We start from the raw sequence: 19,123 nt of genomic DNA, 5'->3' as shown, positions 1-19,123 counted from the left end.
GGCTTACCAACGCCTGCACAGATAGCTATCCAGTAATATCATGTTATGAATTGATGAGGTCCACCGGACGCGGAGATCTTATGTTTCATCCATAAAAAAAACCTGGTGTCAAGATTGGCGTCCGCACCAGGTTTTGATCAATGGTTAACCCTGTTCAGGAAAGCTTTTCACTGCCTGCAAAGGCGGATGAGAAACATTTTGTCAACCAAAAACCAATCTAAGGTATGAAAATTAATGTTGTTCGCAACCCGCATGGGTTTTCCATGTCATTGGTTCGTTCACTTGTTATTGGAAGGTACCCACAACCAGGGACCAATTATGTCACCAAAATCTGGCGAGTAATGAGAATGACCGCAGTTTTATTAACGGTACTGGCTTTACACGTTTGTGCCAGTGGAGTTTCACAAACGGTTACAGTGTCCTGCAAGGATATGCCGCTGCAGCAACTGTTCAGTGTAATCAAACAACAAACCGGGTACGTGTTTTTTTACCGGAGTAAAGATCTGTCAGATGTGAGTCCTGTGTCGGCAGAGATCCGGGAAGTTCCGCTAAAAGCTGCACTGGGAAAATTGCTGAAGGATAAACCGCTAACCTTCGACATAGAAGGCAACACCATCGTTATTTCCAGGAAAGCAACCACCCAAAGCAACGAGGAAGCACTCCCCCCGGAAGATGTGCGCGGTAAAATAGTGGACAGTAAAGGTAATCCTGTACCGGGCGTATCGGTCCGTGTAAAAGGCAGTAATACGGCTGCTATCACCGATCAAACAGGGTTCTTTATTCTTCGTAACACCGACGCGCGCGCAGTGCTGCTCATTTCATGCGTAGGCTTTGAGTCCAAAACCGTCAGCATGGGCGGCAAATTCACCATCGAAGTGGAACTGAAAGCTAAAGTAGATGACCTGAACCAATACGTGGTAGTAGGCTACGGCAGCACTAAAAGAAAAGACCTCACCGGCTCGGTGGCCTCGGTAAATGTGGACGAAGTAAAGAACATCTCTTTTGTGAGCATCGACCAGGCGCTCGCCGGTAAAGCTGCAGGCGTACAGGTTACCCAGTCCGACGGCTCCCCCGGCGGCGTGGCAAAAATCCGCATCCGCGGCGGTACCTCCCTGCTCGGCGGCAACGATCCCCTCTACATCATCGATGGCGTACAGGTAACCATTCAAAACAGGTACATCCAGAACCAGGCGGAAGTGGTAAACCCCATCGAAAGAGCCGGCAGCGATGATCCCAATAACACGGTAAGCGGTTCATTCTCCCGCGGCCTCAACAGCCTCGCCGGGTTAAATATCAACGATATCGAAAGCATCGATATCCTGAAAGATGCTTCTGCTACCGCTATCTACGGTTCCAAAGCAGCCAACGGCGTTATTATCATCAACACCAAAAAAGGTAAACTGAACCAGAAACCAGTGCTGGAAGCCAATTACTATGCAGGCGTCAGCACGCCCATCAAAGAAAAACTGCTCAACGCTACGGATTATATCTCGCTGCTTACAGAAGCCGCGGTAAACCTGAATACCGCCCGCGCAGCAGCAGGCGAGGCCTCCAGCACAAAGGCGGATAATATCATTAAGAACCCATCCAGTCTTGGTACAGCTAACACCGACTGGCTCGGCCTCGTACTCCGTAACGCTACCTCGCAGAACGCCGATATCTCCGTGCGTGGCGGTGGCTCCGGCTCCCGGTACTATACTTCGCTGGGATATAACAAGCAGCAGGGCGTAGTGCTCGGAACTGATTTCTCCCGTATCTCCGGTAAAATCAGTCTCGATAATGAAATCACCAGCCGCTTCAGGATCATCACTAATCTCGACTACGGCTTCACGAAAAATAACATCACCAACGGTATTTATCCGGCGGCATTCTTTGCACCGCCTACCTTGCCTGAGCGCAACCCCGACGGCTCTTATTACCGCTTCCTGGGTTCGCAGATAGGTGGGTACGACTACCAGGGCAATCAAAATCCGATGATCCTCCTGGATGGGATCAACGAAGGAAAAACATCTTCCCTCCTGGGATCTCTCTCAGGCGACTACGACGTACTGAAAGACCTGAAATTCAGATCTACGGTATCTGTCAATTATAACAACTACCACCAGCTGAACTATGTACCCAGTTCGGCAGTGATCGCGTCCCCCAGCGGAGTAGACGACTCCAATGGCGGCACCGGCTCACAGTCGCAAACAGAAGATGTAAACCTCTTCTTTGAAAATACCCTTACCTGGGATAAACAGTTCAATAAAAATAACCGGCTAAATCTCCTCGGTGGTACCTCCTGGCAGAAATACCGTTACAACTCCTTTTCCGCCAGCGGACAGGGTTTTCCGGACGATAAATACCTGAACAACCTTTCCTCCGCAGCAGTTACTTTACCCGGAACCGGTATCTCCGGCCAGAACTCCCTGCTGAGTTTCTACATGCGCGCTAACTACGCATTGAAAGAAAAATACCTGTTCACCTTCACCGGCCGTTCAGACGCATCTTCCAAATTCCCGAAAGATAACCGCGTGGGTTACTTCCCCTCCGGCGGTATAGCGTGGCGCATTTCTGAGGAACCCTTCATGAAAAAAGCAACGTGGGTAAATGAACTGAAACTCAGAGCCAGTGGTGGTTATACCGGTACGCAGAATTTTGGCGATAACCTCTACTATACCTTGTATACACCCGGCTCCTACGGCGGCGTGAACGCACTCGTTCCAACACAGCTGGGTAATGAAAAAATTAAATGGGAATCTACCCTGCAGAAAGACCTGGGCCTCGACTTTGAACTGTTTGGCTCCCGCCTGCGCGGTGTGCTCGGCTACTATGAAAAAAATACCACCGGCCTGTTAATGGCTACACAACTGGCGCCCAGCTCATCTTACAGCAGCGTGATCTCCAATTTCGCCACCATCAATAACAAAGGACTGGAACTGGACCTCCGCATGGATTTCATCAAAGGCAAACAATTCCAGTGGGCAGGCGCCATCAATATTTCCAGGAACCGGAGCAAAGTAACCGACATCAACGACGATTTTACCAATGCCGGGGAAATCAGCTCCTACATCCAGGGCAACAGCATCGTAAGAAAAGGGGAACCCCTGGGCCTCTTCTACGGCTATAAAATGAAAGGCATCATACAGGATGCAAAGCAACTGGAAGACTATAAAAAAGAATTCACGCTGGCCCGGTACTTTGCCCCATACCTCGGTATCGGCGATCCGATGTATGAAATCGGCGACAACGGATTCTTTAAAAGCGATGTGATAGGAAAGTCGCAGCCCGACTTCTTCGGCGGCTTTACCAACACTTTTACCTTTAAGAATTTCAGTCTGATCACCTTACTGACCTTCTCCTATGGCGGAGACCTGCTTTATCTCACAGATATCCAGAATAAATATTTCGATAGCTATGCCAACAGAGGGGTGAGCATAAAAGACCGCTGGACACCGGAAAACCACAGTAATACCCGGCCGCGCCTCATGCTAGGTGAAAATGCCACCGGCCCTTCCAGCAACGATATCTACGATGGTTCCTATCTCAAATTAAAATCCATTACGCTTACCTACCAGCTGCCTGCAAGAATAGCCTCCTCAATGCACATCAGGGATGCTTCCATGTACGCATCTGCTACCAACCTGTTTACCATCACAAAGTACCCGGGGCCCGATCCGGAAGTAAGCAACAATCCCTACAGCCTTATCAATGGCAGCACGGATGTAAGCACCTTCCCCACAACAAAGCAGTTTAACATCGGTCTTCGTTTTGGATTTTAAAACAACAAAAAAGATTTTATGAAAAGGATCATATATACCCTGCTCGGCACAATATTAATAGCAGGAACTTCCTGCAAAAAGGAGCTGGGAAAATTACCGGAAAATGCCAAGGTAGATGGTAATACTATCATCGATCAACGGACCTCGGAAATCGCCCTCAATGGCGTTTATTACCGCTTTGCCAATGTGGACGCCGCCAATAACGTAACAGATTGGTTTGAACACGAAGTACCACCTGCCGTATTTGCGGGGTACATGGGATATGGTTACGGGGAAGATGACGCGGAAAACAACAATTATACTAACTCCTTCTTCAGCAGCATTTACTGGACATCCTCCTATCAATTAATAAACGCAGCAAACGGTCTTATAAAAGGCGTTTCCCTGCTGGAAGACAAAGCATTTACCAACAACCGTAAAAAAGAAGTATTGGCAGAAGCCCGGTTCCTGCGCGCTTACGGCCATTTTAAAATACTCAGCTACTTCGGCCAGTGGTTCGATCTGAGCAGCCCGTATGGCGCACTGCTGCGCGATGAATTTGTAACAGTAGGAGCCACCGCAAAAGCACGTAGTTCTGTGAAAGACAGCTACACCGCTATCCTCGCAGACCTCGATGATGCCATCGCCAACGCCCCGGCACAAAACAAAGCATTTTACGCTACCCGCTGGGCAGCAATGGCCCTGAAAATGAAAGTGCTCATGAGCCACGGCCAACCTGCTGATTACCCCGTGATAACCGCGATGGCAGACAGTATCATCCTCAACAGCCCATACACCCTGGAGCCGCAGATGAAAGATATCTTTTACGTAAAAGGACTCACCAGCCCGGAAGTAATACTCGGCATTAAATCACAGCAGAACCAGGAAAGCTACTACTACCTGCTCAGTCGCCAGTACTGGCCAGGCGCATCTTTTCTCTATGTAGCCAAAACAGCGCTGAAAACCCTGCTTGCGAACGATCCCCGCGGCGCCTGGATGATAGGTTCCGCCAACAGGTATGCGGCCGGTACCTTCTACTTCCTGAAATATATCAAGGAAGGATCCACGCCCACACCATTATCAGAAACAGCCTATGCGCTCCGCTTAACAGAAGTATACCTCCTGAAAGCAGAAGCCATTGTGCGTTCCGGCGGCAGCCTCGCCGCCGCCCGCGATATCCTGAAAAATATCATGGGCCATGCCGGCGTAACAGATTTCTCCGCAGCCGATAACGCTACAAGCGTAAATGAAATGCTCAAACAGCTGTACCTCGAAACGGCCCGCAACCTTGTGGGGGAAGACGGCCAGGAGTGGCTGTCGCTGTTGCGCCTCCCTTCTTCACTGATACAGGAACTGAGGCCCACGGCAAACGATAAGGTAAAATATATCATGCCTATCCCGCACACTGAATTTCTTAACAACCCGGCCATCGGTGAGCAAAACCCAGGCTATCAGCAATAATAACCTTTAAATATTCAGTATGAAGATCCACACACCCACCATGTTTACAACGCTGCTGCTGGCCGCCGCCTGCAGTCAGCCCAAAGCCCCGTCTGCCAGTATTACAGCGGAACTGCGCGGATTGAAAGACTCCGTTGTTTTCATCTCCATACCGGTAGCCGATTCGGCTAAAACAGATACGGTGCCGGTAAAAGATGGGCGCTTCACCTGGACCGGTAACATCACGGAGCCACAAAAAATATATATCGGCACCTCCACCCGCTACCTGGAACTGTTCATGGAAAATGCCGCCATACAGGTAAACGGAAATATGGATTCAACAGACCAGATAAAGATCACCGGCTCCGCTACACAGGATGCTTACGAAGCCTTTAAAAAATCGATCACGGATATCACCAGCCAGGAAGATACCCTCTATTCAAAGTATGATGAGGTAAAAGATAATGATACCGCGAAAGCAGCGCTGGAAGCAACGCTCGAATCCCTGCGCAATCAACGCCGTGGCCGTACCAAAGCATATATCAAAGCGCATCCGGAAAGTGCGCTGAGCGTAAGTATGGTGGCCGATATGGCGGTGATGGGAGAATACGCACCGGTAGATAGTATGTTCCGTACACTCACCCCCGCAGCACAACAAACCGCTACCGGCGTACGACTGGCAAAGCGTCTCGCCGTTTTGAAAAAGAGTGCTATCGGTCAGCCGATGATCGATTTTACCCAGGGTGATGTAGATGGTAAACCCATTCACCTGTCCGACTTCAAAGGCAAATACGTACTGCTCGATTTCTGGGCCAGCTGGTGCGGGCCCTGTCGCGCAGAAAACCCCAACGTGCTGAAGGCTTACAACAAATTCAAAGACAAAAACTTCACCGTTCTCGGCGTATCGCTCGATGATAAGGCCGATAAATGGAAAGAAGCTATTAAGCAGGATGGCATGCCCTGGATGCAGGTATCCGACCTGAAAGGCTTCCGCAACGAGGTAGCGCAGGAATACGGTATCCAGGCCATCCCGTCTTCTTTCCTGATAGATCCGCAGGGCATCATCATCGCCAAAGAATTAAGAGGAACTGCACTACATACCAAACTGGCCGAAATATTAAAGTAAAAAACAACGCAGGTATGAAAAAAATAACCACCTTACTGGCAGCTGCATTAATTACCGCAGCGGCCCATGCACAGCAAAACACGACCATCACCGCTACTATCAAAGACCTGCCAGCAGGACAATGGGTGTATTGGCGCTCACAGGGCAACGACGATCGCCGCGATTCGGTACAAACTACCGCCGGCGGATTCACGATCAAAACAAACATCGCCCCCGGCGAAGCCGACTTCTACATAATCCAGATCGGGAAAAAGTATGAACCCAATAGCCTGTTCCTGTATTACCTGGATAAAGGTAACCTCACCATAAAAGGCGATGGGCCTATGTTTAAGGAGGTTACTTTCTCCGGCCCGCAATACGTAAAGGACAACAACGAATACGAGGCCATGCTGAAACAGGCGCCCGGACTAAAAGGCCAGGAAGACCTTTACAAACAGGCTAATAAATTATATGAAGCAAGGGATTCTGCCGGACTGGCTGCCCTGCAACCCGAATTGAAAAGGATGCGGGAAGAGAGCGCAAACCTCACCAAACAATGGATCCTGCAACATCCCAAATCCGGGATCAGTGCATCGTTGCTGTCGCACCTCAACGATGTGCCGCTCGATGAACAAGAAAGTATCTTTAATAAATTGTCTGCCGCCGCAAAGGAAAACGGCCCTGCAAAACGGATTGCCCACAGCATCCGCGTGAATAAACTCACCGGCATTGGCAGCATGGCGCCCGACTTCACCCAAAATGATACATTAGGCAACCCCGTTTCCTTAAAAGATTTCCGCGGTAAATATGTACTCGTGGATTTCTGGGCCAGCTGGTGCCACCCCTGCCGGGAAGAAAATCCAAACGTAGTGGCAGCCTTTAAGAAATACAACAGTAAAAATTTCACCGTACTCGGCATATCGCTGGACCAGCCCAATGGCAAAGAAAAGTGGCTCAACGCCATCCACCAGGATAACCTTACCTGGACACACGTGTCTGATCTGAAATTCTGGAACAACGCCGTAGCCAAACAGTATGATATCCATGGTATTCCGGCTAACTTCCTCGTAGATCCAACCGGTAAAATTATCGCCAAAAATCTGCGCGGTGAGGAACTGGAGAAGAAACTCGCGGAAGTGTTATAATCATCTCAAAAAAACAGCAGCATGAAATATAGTCTCATTGCCCTTCCTTTTATAGCCCTGCAATTCGGGGCACAGGCGCAGGAAAAGTTACCATTTACCCTTACGGGAGATATTAAGGGCCTGCCCAATCGCTACGTGTACCTCAGTTATGCGGAAGGCGACAAGGAATACCGGACCGACAGCGCATTGTCGAAAAACGGGCAGTTCACTTTCAGTGGTAAACTGGTGCAGCCGGTAGAAGGACGTCTTTATTTAGATAAAAACGCCGCCAGGTACGGCGAAGGAGACATGGCCTCCTTCTTCATGGAAGCAGCCTCTATGAAGCTGACATCCGCCACCGGGCGGCTGAAGGAAGCAAAACTCACCGGCTCCAAATCCCAGCTGGACCAGGATCTGCTCACCGCTGCCCGCGCACCTATCCAGAAAAAGCTCCAGCCGTTATCGGACGCTTTTAATAAGCTGAATAAAGAATACATTGCCGCCATCAGAGCAAAGAAGCCGGAGGCAACGCTGGAATCCTATAAAACAAAGCTGGATAAGCTGAAAGACCAGATGGAGCCTTACTATGAGGCCATGGAAAAAACAGATAAAGCCTTTGTCACCCGGCATCCCAACGCCTATGTATCTGCACAGCTGCTTCGCTTCCGCATAAGCAACATGCCTTTGCAGGAAGGCGAAGCCTTTTATGCAAAAATGTCGCCGGCCATGCAGCAAAGCACCGATGGCCTCGAAATCAAAAAGGAACTGGATGGCCTGCGTGCCGGCTCCCCCGGCAGCCCTGCCCACGAGTTCACCAAAACCGATATCAATGGCAAAAGTATCAGCCTGGCGGAGTTCAAAGGCAAATACGTGATGCTCGACTTCTGGGCCAGCTGGTGTGGTCCCTGCCGCAAAGGCAATCCCCACCTGAAGGAGCTATATAGTAAATACAGCGCCAAAGGCTTTGAAATCATCGGCATTTCCGACGACGACTCCAACCATGAAGCCTGGAAGAAAGCCGTTAACCAGGACGGTATCGGCATCTGGCGGCATGTACTCCGCGGGCTCGATTGGAGCAAGCGCGAAAAGAACCTGCCCAACCCTGAAGATGTAAGCGACTACTACGGCATCCATTCTCTCCCCACCAAAATCCTGATCGATCCCAATGGCGTGATCATCGGCCGCTACGGCGGTGGCGGGGAAGACGATGAAGCCATGAATAAGAAACTGAAAGAGATTTTTGGCGCATAAACAAAAAACGTCCCCGCAGCAAAACTGCGGGGATTTTTTTTGGTATTTCCGCCGGTCAGGGTTATCTTTGATGGTATGCGTAAAACATTGATATACAATATCTTTCTCCGCAACATCTTCACAAAGAACGCAAGCGGACTCTATATAGCGCATTGATACCCAATACGTTACCGATCAAGTCCACATCCCCTCCACGTCACCTCCACGTTCTCTCCATGTCAAAGGCATGTTCAATGTATCTCCTAAGCATGTGCAAAGCAACTGCAAAGTATAGCCTATATCATCTCCAGGCGTATCTTTCAACACCCCATCTCCAAAAGAAAAAGTAAAATCAGCAAAATCAGCGTAATCCGGGGAAAGACAAAATCCGCTAAAGACAAAATCCGCAAAAACTTCAAATTTGCTATAAATTTACTCCGCACTTTGCACCCAGGTGTGTTTTTATGAAAGTATTGATTGTAGAAGATAACAAGGAACTGGCCAGCGGTATTTCCGACTACCTCAACGGGGAAAAGTATATCAGCGAACTGGCTTATGATGTGGAAACAGCCCGGGAAAAGCTTTCTCTTTTCACTTACGACTGTATCCTGCTGGATATCATGCTGCCGGATGGCAACGGCATGGAACTCCTCAATTTTATCCGCCAGGAGAATATCAGCAGCGGGGTACTGATCATTTCCGCGAAAGATGCCCTCGACGATAAAGTAAATGGCCTCGAACGCGGCGCAGACGATTATGTTACCAAGCCTTTCCACCTGCCGGAGCTGCATGCCCGCCTGAGGGCTATCTACCGCCGCAAGAAGCTGGACGGCAATAACCTCGTTGTTTTTAACGAAATAGAACTCAATACCGACACAATGGAGGCACTTATTAATAACTCCCTCCTGGATGTAACACGCAAGGAATTCGACCTGTTGTTGTATTTTGTGGTAAATAAGAACCGTGTACTGTCACGACAGGCCATCGCCGCTCACCTCTGGGGAGACTATACCGATAACCTGGCTAACTTCGACTTCGTTTACCAGCACGTAAAAAATCTGAGAAAAAAGATCAGCGCCGCAGAAGGAGTAGACTATATAGAAACGGTTTATGGATTAGGGTACAAATTTAATACCTCCAAAACATGAAGCTGCTTAATAAAATAACACTCTGGTTTATAGGGATCGTATTCCTGATAACACCGGTTACAATGGTGATATCGCGTAATAATATCAAGAAACATCTCGATGAAGCAGAAGTGGCCCGCATGACCGCCGTGAACGACCGCGTGGCACAACAAATGATGGCCGGCGAAAAGCCCGACCGCTACACCCACGGCCGCCCCATTGCTATTACTACTGTAGCAGGCCCGCTGCCGGAAAAGAAAGTGCTTGTAACAAAAGACAATTTTATAGCAGAAGATCTTGGGAAGAAGGAATGCCGCATCACGGTAGACTCCTGGTACAAAATCGGCGACCAGCAATATAAAATTTCCTCCTATAATTATGTGATCAAGTCGGAAGAAATATTCCGTGGTATGCTCAGCACCGTAGTATGGAAAATGCTGCTCATGATCTTCGCAGTATCCGTTACCGCAAGGTTGCTTTCCGGGAAAATCTTTTCCCCGCTGCGCCGCACCATGAAAGCCATTCACAACTTCGACCTGAAACAAAAGAATAAACTGCAGCTGCCGGAAACCAGCACCACCGAATTTAAAGAGCTGAATGTGTTCCTCGGCAAAATGACCGATAAAGCAATGGAAGATTACGCCGCCGTAAAAGAATTCAGCGAAAACGCATCGCACGAATTACAAACACCGCTGGCCGTGATCCGCAGCAAAATAGAACTGTTATCTGAAACCAATATAGATGGCGTGCAGGCCGCGCTGATAGGGGATATGCAGAATGCCATTGAAAAGCTGTCGCATATCAACCGCTCTCTCATTTTGCTCACCAAACTGGAAAACCAGGAGTTTAAAGTAACGGAAAGCCTCAAGTTTTGCCGCGTGGTAAAAGATGTGATTGCCACTTATGATGACTGGATCAGCATGCGCGAAATTGCCCTCACTACTAATCTCGATAAAAATATTCCGCTCAATATCCACCCGGCCCTTGCCGAAATGCTCATCAGCAACTTGTTGAGCAATGCCATCCGGCATAACCGTGACGGCGGACAAATAAAGATGTTGCTCACCCACCGGGAGCTGAGCATCAGCAACACCGGCATACCGCCGCAAATCCCTACGTGTGAACTGTTCCAGCGGTTTAAGAAAAGTAACCAGAGCAACGACAGCATCGGGCTCGGACTGGCCATCGTAAAACAGATCTGCGAGGTGAACGGCTATGATGTGGATTACAACTATGCCGATGGATGGCATAAAATACAGGTGTGTTTTTACAAAAAACAGACAGTAAACAGCGATGCCTTGCCCGCAGCGGCCGCAGTAGCCGTTTAATTGTCCATCTCACAAAAAAAAATCCATATTTCCACTTTCCTTCAAGTTTACTTCAAAATGATACAGAAATTTTGCAGTTGAATATCCTTCAGGACATTTCAACCGTAAAATCTATTTATTCATGTGGAGTAAGAAATATTTGCTGTTGGCGGTTGTATCCCTGTTTTCAGGCTACAATTTATATGCACAACAGGTATTTACCTTAAAGCAGGCTATTGACACGGCCATTGCCAACTATGGAACTATCCGTGCCAAAGCCAGCTACACCGCAGCTTCCAGGGAACAGGTGTCCCAGGCACGCCGCGATTACCTGCCTAATTTCAATGTGGCAGCACAGCAGGACTATGGTACTGTAAACGGCCAGAACGGCCCCCTGTACGGCTTCGGAGGCCTAAGCGTGGCTTCCTCCGGCTTACCACTCGATCATCAGAACTGGAATGCCGCTTTCGGCGCATTATACCTTACTAATATCAACTGGGACTTCTTTGCTTTCGGCAGGGCAAAGGAAAAAGTTAAAACAGCATTAGCGGCCGCCGCTCAGAACGATAAAGACTGGCAACAGGAGATTTTTAAGCACAAAATAAAAGTGGCGGCCACTTATTTAAATCTCGTAGCAGCGCAGCAACTCACGCGCTCCTACCAGGAAAACCTGGAACGTGCAGATACTATCAGAAGGGTAGTGGTAACCCGCGTGAAAAACGGACTGATAGCAGGAGTTGACTCCTCACAGGCCAACGCGGAATACTCCAACGCAAAAATTGCCCTCACCAAAGCAAGGGATTTTGAACAAACACAAAGCAATGAACTGGCACAACTGCTGGGCATCAGCCCCCGGGAATTTACACTGGATACCTCTTATGTAGCCCGCATCCCGGCACTGCCGCAGCAAACATTTTCCCCGGAGAGTCACCCGCTGCTGCAATGGTACAAAAGCAGGATCGCCCTCAGTGATGAACAGGCAAAGTATGCTAAAACCTTTTATTACCCGGCGTTTACGCTGGTCGGCGTATTACAGACAAGAGGCTCCGGGTTTAACAGCGGCTATGCTACCGATCAAACAGACTTTACGCATAACTACTGGGATGGTATAAAACCTACCCGCACCAACTACCTGCTCGGTGTAGGCGTTACCTGGAATATTACACAGCCCTTCCGCATTTCGCGGCAGGTAAGGTCGCAACAGCTCATCAGCCAGGGCTTACAGGACGAATACAACCTGGCAGACCAGCAGATCCGCGCACAGCTGAACCTCTCTGATATAAAAATCAAAAACGCACTGGATAACTACCTGGAATCGCCCGTACAGGTGAAAGCCGCTTCAGACGCCTATCTCCAGAAATCAGTATTGTATAAAAACGGACTGACCAACCTGGTAGATGTAACACAGGCGCTGTACGCATTGATCAGGGCAGAAACAGACAAGGATATTGCATATAGTAATGTATGGCAGGCGCTATTGCTGAAAGCCGCCGCAGTAGGGGACTTCAGCATCTTTGAAAATTAGCTTTTCGTTAAACGGACGCCATTGATGGCTTTATTTATCAACACTTCATTACCATGAACTTAATCAGTTTTGCATTAAAAAAACCTATTACCATCCTGGTACTTGTTGCCGGCCTGTTCTTTTTCGGGATCAAAGCAGTCAATACGATTAAGATTGACATCTTCCCGAAGCTGGACATGCCGGTGATCTATGTGTCGCACCCTTTTGGGGGATATACTCCCAAACAAATGGAATCCTTCTTTGCCAAACAATATATCAACATATTCCTGTTTGTAAACGGTGTTAAAAGTATAGAAACAAAAAATATCCAGGGGCTTACGCTGATGAAGATCAACTTTTACCCTGGTACCAATATGGCGCAGGCAGCCGCTGAAGTGAGCGCCTTTTCCAACAGGATCCAGGCCATTTTTCCGCCTGGTTCCAACCCGCCGTTTATTATCCGCTTTGATGCCTCTACCTTACCGGTAGGCCAACTGGTATTGAGCAGTGATAAACGCTCCAACAACGAATTGCTGGATATGGCGAACGTGTACGTACGTTCTTCCTTTACCTCCATTCCGGGGCTGATAGGCTCTACGCCATTTGGTGGTAACATGCGTACCGTGGTAATCAAAGCCGATCCTGAACTGCTCCGTCAGCATAATATGACACCGGATCAACTGGTGGAAGCTATGCGTCTCAATAACCAAACCGCTCCTTCCGGTAACGTGCGTATCGGGAATAATAACTACATCACACCCGCCAACACGACGATCCGTAACGTAAAAGATTTTGAAAATATTCCCTTGTTTAAGGGAGATGTACAAAATCTTTACCTGAGAGATGTAGCTACTGTAGAAGACGGCGCCGATGTTACGGCTGGTTATGCGCTGGTAAACGGCCGTCGCTCGGTATACCTGAGCATCGCCAAAGGCGCGGATGCCTCTACCTGGGAAGTAGTGCAGAACCTGAAGAAATCATTGCCGAAAATGCAGGCGCAGTTGCCGGAAGATGTGAAACTGAGCTATGAATTTGACCAGTCGACCTACGTAATCAACTCCGTAAAAAGTTTGCTCACAGAAGGTACCATCGGCGCTATCCTCACGGGTTTGATGGTGCTGTTGTTCCTGGGTGATCCGCGCGGCGCAATGATTGTGATCCTCACCATTCCCACCTCCATTATTTCAGCAGTACTTTTCCTGAGCCTGTTCGGGCAAACCATCAATATCATGACGCTGAGCGGATTGGCGCTGGCCATCGGTATCCTGGTTGATGAAAGTACGGTGACCATAGAAAATATACACCAGCACCTGGATATGGGGAAACCCAAAGCGCTGGCTATCTGGGATGCCTGCCAGGAAATTGCATTCCCTAAATTACTGATCCTGTTCTGTATCCTCGCGGTATTTGCGCCGGCCTTTACAATGGGCGGTATCCCCGGCTCCCTGTTCCTGCCGCTGGCTTTGGCTATAGGATTCAGCATGATTATCTCTTACTTCCTGGCACAAACATTTGTACCTATCATGGCCAACTGGGTGATGAAAGTAAAACATCACAAGAAAGCAGATGGAGGGGAGATGACCGACGCGGAGGAATTTGCAGCTGCTGGTCTTTCCGGGGAGAAAGATACCTGGGAACAGAAAAAAGTATTGGTAGAGCGCGGAGACTTTAACGGTAACGGAAAAATCAGCCGCTTCGAACAACTGAGAAACCGCTACCTGCGCTTTATCAAAAGAATGATGCCTTACCGTAAACCTATTGTGATTGGCTACCTGGTGGTGGTTTGCGGGATCGTGGTATTGCTGCTCGCCAACATTGGCCGTGATGTACTGCCAAAAGTGAACGGCAGCCAGTTCCAGGTAAGAATGCGCGTGCCGGATGGTACCCGTATTGAACGTACGGAACAACAAACCATCAAATTACTGGATGGTATTAACCAGATCGTGGGAAAAGAAAATGTATCCATTACTTCGGCCTACATCGGCATGCACCCGCAGCTGTTTTCCACCGCGCCTATCTTCCTCTGGATGGCAGGCCCGCACGAAGCAGTATTACAGGTATCACTCAGCGAACATTATCACACCAACCTGGATGAGTTAAAAGATAAGATCCGGGAGAAGGCAAAGATGATTGATCCAACGATGAAACTTTCTTTTGAACCTATAGAACTAACGGATAAGATCCTTAGCCAGGGTTCACCAACACCCATTGAAGTAAGGTTCGCAGGTCGTGACCGTAAACTGGGTGAGCAATATGCACAGAAACTGATTGCGGAATTAAATAAGCTGCCTTACCTGCGCGACGTACAAATAGGGCAATCTATTAAGTACCCTTCTATCAATGTAAATATAGACCGTATCCGGGCGGCGCAGCTGGGCGTGGATATGAACGATATTTCCCGTTCACTCGTGGCGTCTACTTCTTCTTCCAGGTTAACGGAAAAGAATATATGGGTAGATGAAAAAGCCGGTTTGAGTTATAACGTACAGGTACAGGTACCGGAAAGTAAGATGAACAGCAAAGAACAGATTGGTGAAATTCCGTTGCTGAGAAATAATTCCCGTCCGTTGCTGAGTGATGTGGCTACCATGTCGGTAGATACCACTTATGGCGAGGTTGATAACCTCGGCGCCATGCCCACACTAACGGTAACGGCTAACCTGAATAATACCGATCTTGGTTCGGCGGCAAAGGATGTAAAGAAAGCCATTGCCGGGTTGGGAACGCTGCCGCGTGGCCTGAACGTGGACCTGATCGGGTTAAGCAATACGCTCACCGATACGCTGGATAGTTTGCAGAGTGGCTTGCTGGTAGCTATCGTGGTGATTTTCCTGATGCTGGCCGCCAACTTCCAGTCGTTCAAAGTATCTGCTGTAGTACTGGCCACCGTGCCGGCGGTATTGCTGGGATCACTGGTGTTGCTGATGTTGTGCCGTTCTACCTTGAACCTGCAATCTTACATGGGTATGATCATGTCGGTAGGGGTATCTATTTCCAATGCGGTATTGCTGATCACAAATGCAGAGCAGCTGCGCAAGCATAACGGCGATGCGCTCTTGTCTGCCACAGAAGCGGCGGCATTGCGTTTGCGGCCTATCCTGATGACAGCCCTCGCCATGGTGGTAGGTATGATTCCTATGGCCAGCGGACTGGGTGAGGCCGGTGATCAGTCGTCGCCATTGGGAAGGGCAGTAGTAGGCGGACTGATAGCTTCCACCTTTGCCGCACTGTTTATTTTGCCGCTTGCGTTTGCATGGGGACAAGGTAAAGCAGGCACACAAAGCGTATCACTGCATCCAAGAGACGAAGAAAGTATTCACTATATCCCATCAGACGAAAAAGCCTGACCATTATCTAATTCTATTAAAATATATTTTATGAACAGCGGTTTCCGTATTACATTTCCTTTATTGTCAGCAATGGTGATCATCGCAGGACTGTACAGTTGCAGTACCTCCGGCGCCAAAGAGGGGAAAGAAACATCCGCCATTGCAGCAGCGCCTGCTGTTGAAGTTTTCTCCCTGACCCAGGGTAGCTTGTCTTCCTCTATACAAATCCCCGGGGAGCTGATCGCTTTCCAGCAGGTAGATCTTTATGCCAAAGTGAGCAGTTTTATTAAGAAGATGAGTGTAGACGTGGGCAGTGAAGTATCTGCCGGCCAGCTGCTGGCCACTATGGAAGCGCCTGAAATCAATTCACAGCTCTCCGGTGCAGAGTCCAGGTTAAAGTCGCAGGAGGCCATCTATTTATCGAGCAAGGCTACATACGACCGCCTGCTCGAAACCAGCAAAACCCCCGGTACCGTTTCACAGAATGACCTGGACCTGGCCTTTGCCCGCCAGAAATCCGACCTGGCCCAGCTCGACGCCGCCAAAGCCGCACACCGCGAAGTAGGCGATAACCGCAACTACCTCGAGATCCGCGCGCCTTTCAGCGGGGTGATCACCGCGCGTAATGTAAGCGCCGGCGCTTATGTGGGCCCTTCCGGAAAGGGTTCTGAAATGCCCATCTTCACCTTACAGGAGCAAAAGAAACTCAGGCTGGTGGTAAGCGTACCGGAAGCCTATACCAGCTACCTCACTAACCAGAGTGAAGTGGCTTTTAAAGTAAGATCCCTGAACAACAAAGAGTTTAAAGGAAAGGTGATCCGCCTTGCAGGCGCGCTGGACCGCAAGCTCCGTTCCCAGCATATTGAAATTGATGTAGCCAATAATGATAAATCGTTGTTGCCCGGTATGGTGGCAGAAGTAGCCATTCCGCTCACCGGCAATGCCAGCAACTTCGTGGTACCTTCTTCTGCTGTCCTCAATTCTACCACCGGCGTATTCGTGGTGAAAATACAGGACAAGAAAACAAAATGGGTACCAGTAACTACAGGTCGCAGTGAAAACGGTAAAACCGAAGTGTTTGGGGAACTGAACGTCGGCGATACGTTGGTGGCTACCGCCACTGAAGAAGTACGGAATGATGCACCCGCTCCAAATGTAAAAGTTAAGTAGATAGATAGTGGATGAAGAGAAAAGTCATTCCCGCAAGGGGGTGGCTTTTTTTTATGGCTGTCCGCATATAGGCCGAAAGTCCTTCTCAATAAATTACTTAAAAAAAAGTGTAAATTGTATATATGAATTTTTTCCCCATAACATGAATACACCTGCAAAATTAACCATACTCCTGCTGTTTGTTGCGCTACTTTTCCTCCAATATCCTAAAGCCTGTGGCCAGTCTGCTTTGATATGGGAAGAACAGGCGCGGCTTTCCTCTATCCGTGACAGCATCGAACTGGTGGATGGCATGAATCGCGTTGGGCTGCTTTACCAGGCTAAAAGCATCGACAGTTGTTTTTATTACGGGATGAAAGCAAAGGCGCTCGCCGGCAGGCTGCACTATGCTAAAGGCGAAATAGATGCGGATAACGTTATCGGTACAGCCTTCAGCTGTAGAGGACTATACAGGGAAGCACTGGCAGTGTATAGCGGGGCACTTACCGGTTACCGGCAACTGAACGATACCTCCAATATTGTCCAGGTACTCATGAATATGGCGCTGGTATATGCAGTAATACCTGATAGCATAAAATCTGAATCATTCTTCCGGCAAGCCATGAAGGCGGGTCGGCATCTAAAGCAAGACAGTATCCTGAGTTTACTCTATGTTAATTATTGTATGTTTACCCCGTTGCTCAGCAATGATAGCGCCAGCTATTACCTGGGCAAATCATCAGCAATTGCCCGCCGGTATAAAATGGAATGGATCCCCATTCTTGTTATGCAGATACAGGCAACCCGTCTGCTTCAACAGGGCCACAGGGAGGAGGCACTGCCATTAATTGAGGAAACCCTGCACAGGTCCAGGGCTATAAGTATGGAACTCCTTGAAATGAATAGCCTGGTCTCCCTGGGCGATTACCATAAGAATAATGCAGACAGTGCGCTGAAATACTATCAGCAGGCTTACCAGCTGGTAAAAGAATCGGGCTACATGAATATGATGATACCAGCGTCCCGTGCAATTTTGGAGACTACCCGCTTAACCGGCAATGCCGCAAAGATCGACCAGGCGCATGGGGTACTGGAAGAAGCGCTTACAAAAGAAAACGAAAACCTGAAAAATTTCATCGGCGACTATGTTAAATATAATATGGTAGAGGAGGATAATAAACTACTGGAAATCAGCAACCGTAACAAGCAAGCGAAAATCTGGCTGTTAATCGCCTTATGTGGTGTCAGCGCATTGCTGGTAGCTTTTATTTACCGGCAATACCGTGTATTACACCGTTTGAATCAGAAAATATCCGAGCAGAATAACAACCTGCAAACAACGCTCTCCGTGCTGGAGCAAAGCCAGGAGGAAAACACAAGGATAATGAGAATAGTAGCCCACGATCTCCGCAGCCCCATTGGCGCTATGACCTCCATCGCTACACTGCTGCTGCAGGAAGCGCCACGCTCTGAGGATGACGAGATGATGCTGAACCTTATCAAAACTGCGGGAGAGAACTCGCTGGAGCTGACCTCAGATCTTTTATTGATAAACAGCCGCGCAGAAGAATTAAAAAAAGAAGCAGTAGATATGTATCAGTTGATTCATTATTGTGTGGACCTGCTGCAGTTCAAAGCAGGAATAAAAAATCAAAAAATTAATTTGCATGCGTCCCATACAACCTCGTATGTGAACAGGGAAAAGATATGGCGGGTAATAAGCAACCTGATTACCAATGCCATTAAATTCAGCCCCGATGGAGCTAATATTGGCGTACAGCTGGAGGAAAAACAGGACGAAGTGGAGATTGTTGTAAAAGACAATGGGATTGGTATTCCTGCTGAAATGCAAGGTAAAATATTTCAAATGTTTACAGAAACGAAGAGGAGAGGCACTGCCGGCGAAGAATCTTTCGGCCTGGGACTGGCCATATCCAGGCAAATTGTAGAAGCACATAAAGGCCGCATCTGGTTTGAAAGCGTGCCTGGCAGCGGCACAACGTTTTTTGTTACTTTGCCTAAACGTAATCCTGCGTTAGAAAAAGCCAGTTAGTGATAATTTTTTCCC

11 protein-coding genes are annotated in these 19,123 nt (G+C 48.6%); all 11 read left to right on the top strand.

What is annotated here, in order from left to right; translation table 11 throughout:
• The first annotated feature begins 341 nt into the window (after positions 1–341).
• The 11 genes from PV783_RS20160 to PV783_RS20110 all read left to right on the top strand — a co-directional run bounded on the left by PV783_RS20160 (position 342) and on the right by PV783_RS20110 (position 19,108).
• Positions 342–3,761 (top strand): TonB-dependent receptor, encoded by a 3,420-nt coding sequence (locus tag PV783_RS20160; protein WP_420989342.1) that lies wholly within the window; start codon positions 342–344, stop codon positions 3,759–3,761.
• 18 nt (positions 3,762–3,779) lie between these two features.
• Complete coding sequence (locus tag PV783_RS20155) at positions 3,780–5,201, top strand: RagB/SusD family nutrient uptake outer membrane protein (RefSeq protein WP_420989341.1); 1,422 nt, start codon at positions 3,780–3,782, stop codon at positions 5,199–5,201.
• Positions 5,202–5,220: 19 nt separating this feature from the next.
• Entirely contained in the window at positions 5,221–6,306 is a 1,086-nt protein-coding gene (locus PV783_RS20150; RefSeq protein WP_420989340.1) for a redoxin domain-containing protein, read from the top strand.
• 14 nt (positions 6,307–6,320) lie between these two features.
• Positions 6,321–7,430, top strand: a complete 1,110-nt coding sequence (locus PV783_RS20145) for a redoxin domain-containing protein (protein ID WP_420989339.1) — start codon at positions 6,321–6,323, stop codon at positions 7,428–7,430.
• Between the two features lie 21 nt (positions 7,431–7,451).
• On the top strand, positions 7,452–8,660 hold the full coding sequence (locus tag PV783_RS20140) for a redoxin domain-containing protein (RefSeq protein ID WP_420989338.1): 1,209 nt from the start codon (positions 7,452–7,454) through the stop codon (positions 8,658–8,660).
• Positions 8,661–9,103: 443 nt separating this feature from the next.
• Positions 9,104–9,787 (top strand): response regulator transcription factor, encoded by a 684-nt coding sequence (locus tag PV783_RS20135; RefSeq protein WP_079473001.1) that lies wholly within the window; start codon positions 9,104–9,106, stop codon positions 9,785–9,787.
• Positions 9,784–11,094 (top strand): sensor histidine kinase, encoded by a 1,311-nt coding sequence (locus PV783_RS20130; protein WP_420989337.1) that lies wholly within the window; start codon positions 9,784–9,786, stop codon positions 11,092–11,094. Before PV783_RS20135 ends, PV783_RS20130 begins: the two co-directional genes overlap by 4 nt.
• A gap of 121 nt (positions 11,095–11,215) precedes the next feature.
• The gene (locus PV783_RS20125; protein WP_336389298.1) at positions 11,216–12,598 is read left to right on the top strand and encodes a TolC family protein; all 1,383 of its coding nucleotides are present in this window, start codon (positions 11,216–11,218) and stop codon (positions 12,596–12,598) included.
• Positions 12,599–12,651: 53 nt separating this feature from the next.
• Positions 12,652–15,924 carry an efflux RND transporter permease subunit gene (locus tag PV783_RS20120; RefSeq protein WP_111579807.1) on the top strand — a complete coding sequence of 1,091 codons (3,273 nt, stop codon included), beginning with the start codon at positions 12,652–12,654 and terminating at the stop codon, positions 15,922–15,924.
• Positions 15,925–15,954: 30 nt separating this feature from the next.
• The gene (locus PV783_RS20115; RefSeq protein ID WP_336389299.1) at positions 15,955–17,076 is read left to right on the top strand and encodes an efflux RND transporter periplasmic adaptor subunit; all 1,122 of its coding nucleotides are present in this window, start codon (positions 15,955–15,957) and stop codon (positions 17,074–17,076) included.
• 142 nt (positions 17,077–17,218) lie between these two features.
• The gene (locus PV783_RS20110) at positions 17,219–19,108 is read left to right on the top strand and encodes a sensor histidine kinase (protein ID WP_420989336.1); all 1,890 of its coding nucleotides are present in this window, start codon (positions 17,219–17,221) and stop codon (positions 19,106–19,108) included.
• Positions 19,109–19,123 lie beyond the last annotated feature (15 nt).

This window comes from Chitinophaga sp. CC14, from assembly GCF_048957795.1.
In the GTDB taxonomy this organism is placed as follows: Bacteria; Bacteroidota; Bacteroidia; order Chitinophagales; family Chitinophagaceae; genus Chitinophaga; species Chitinophaga ginsengisegetis.
Note: the sequence above shows the minus strand (reverse complement) of the source record. Positions and strands in the feature narration are given on the sequence as shown.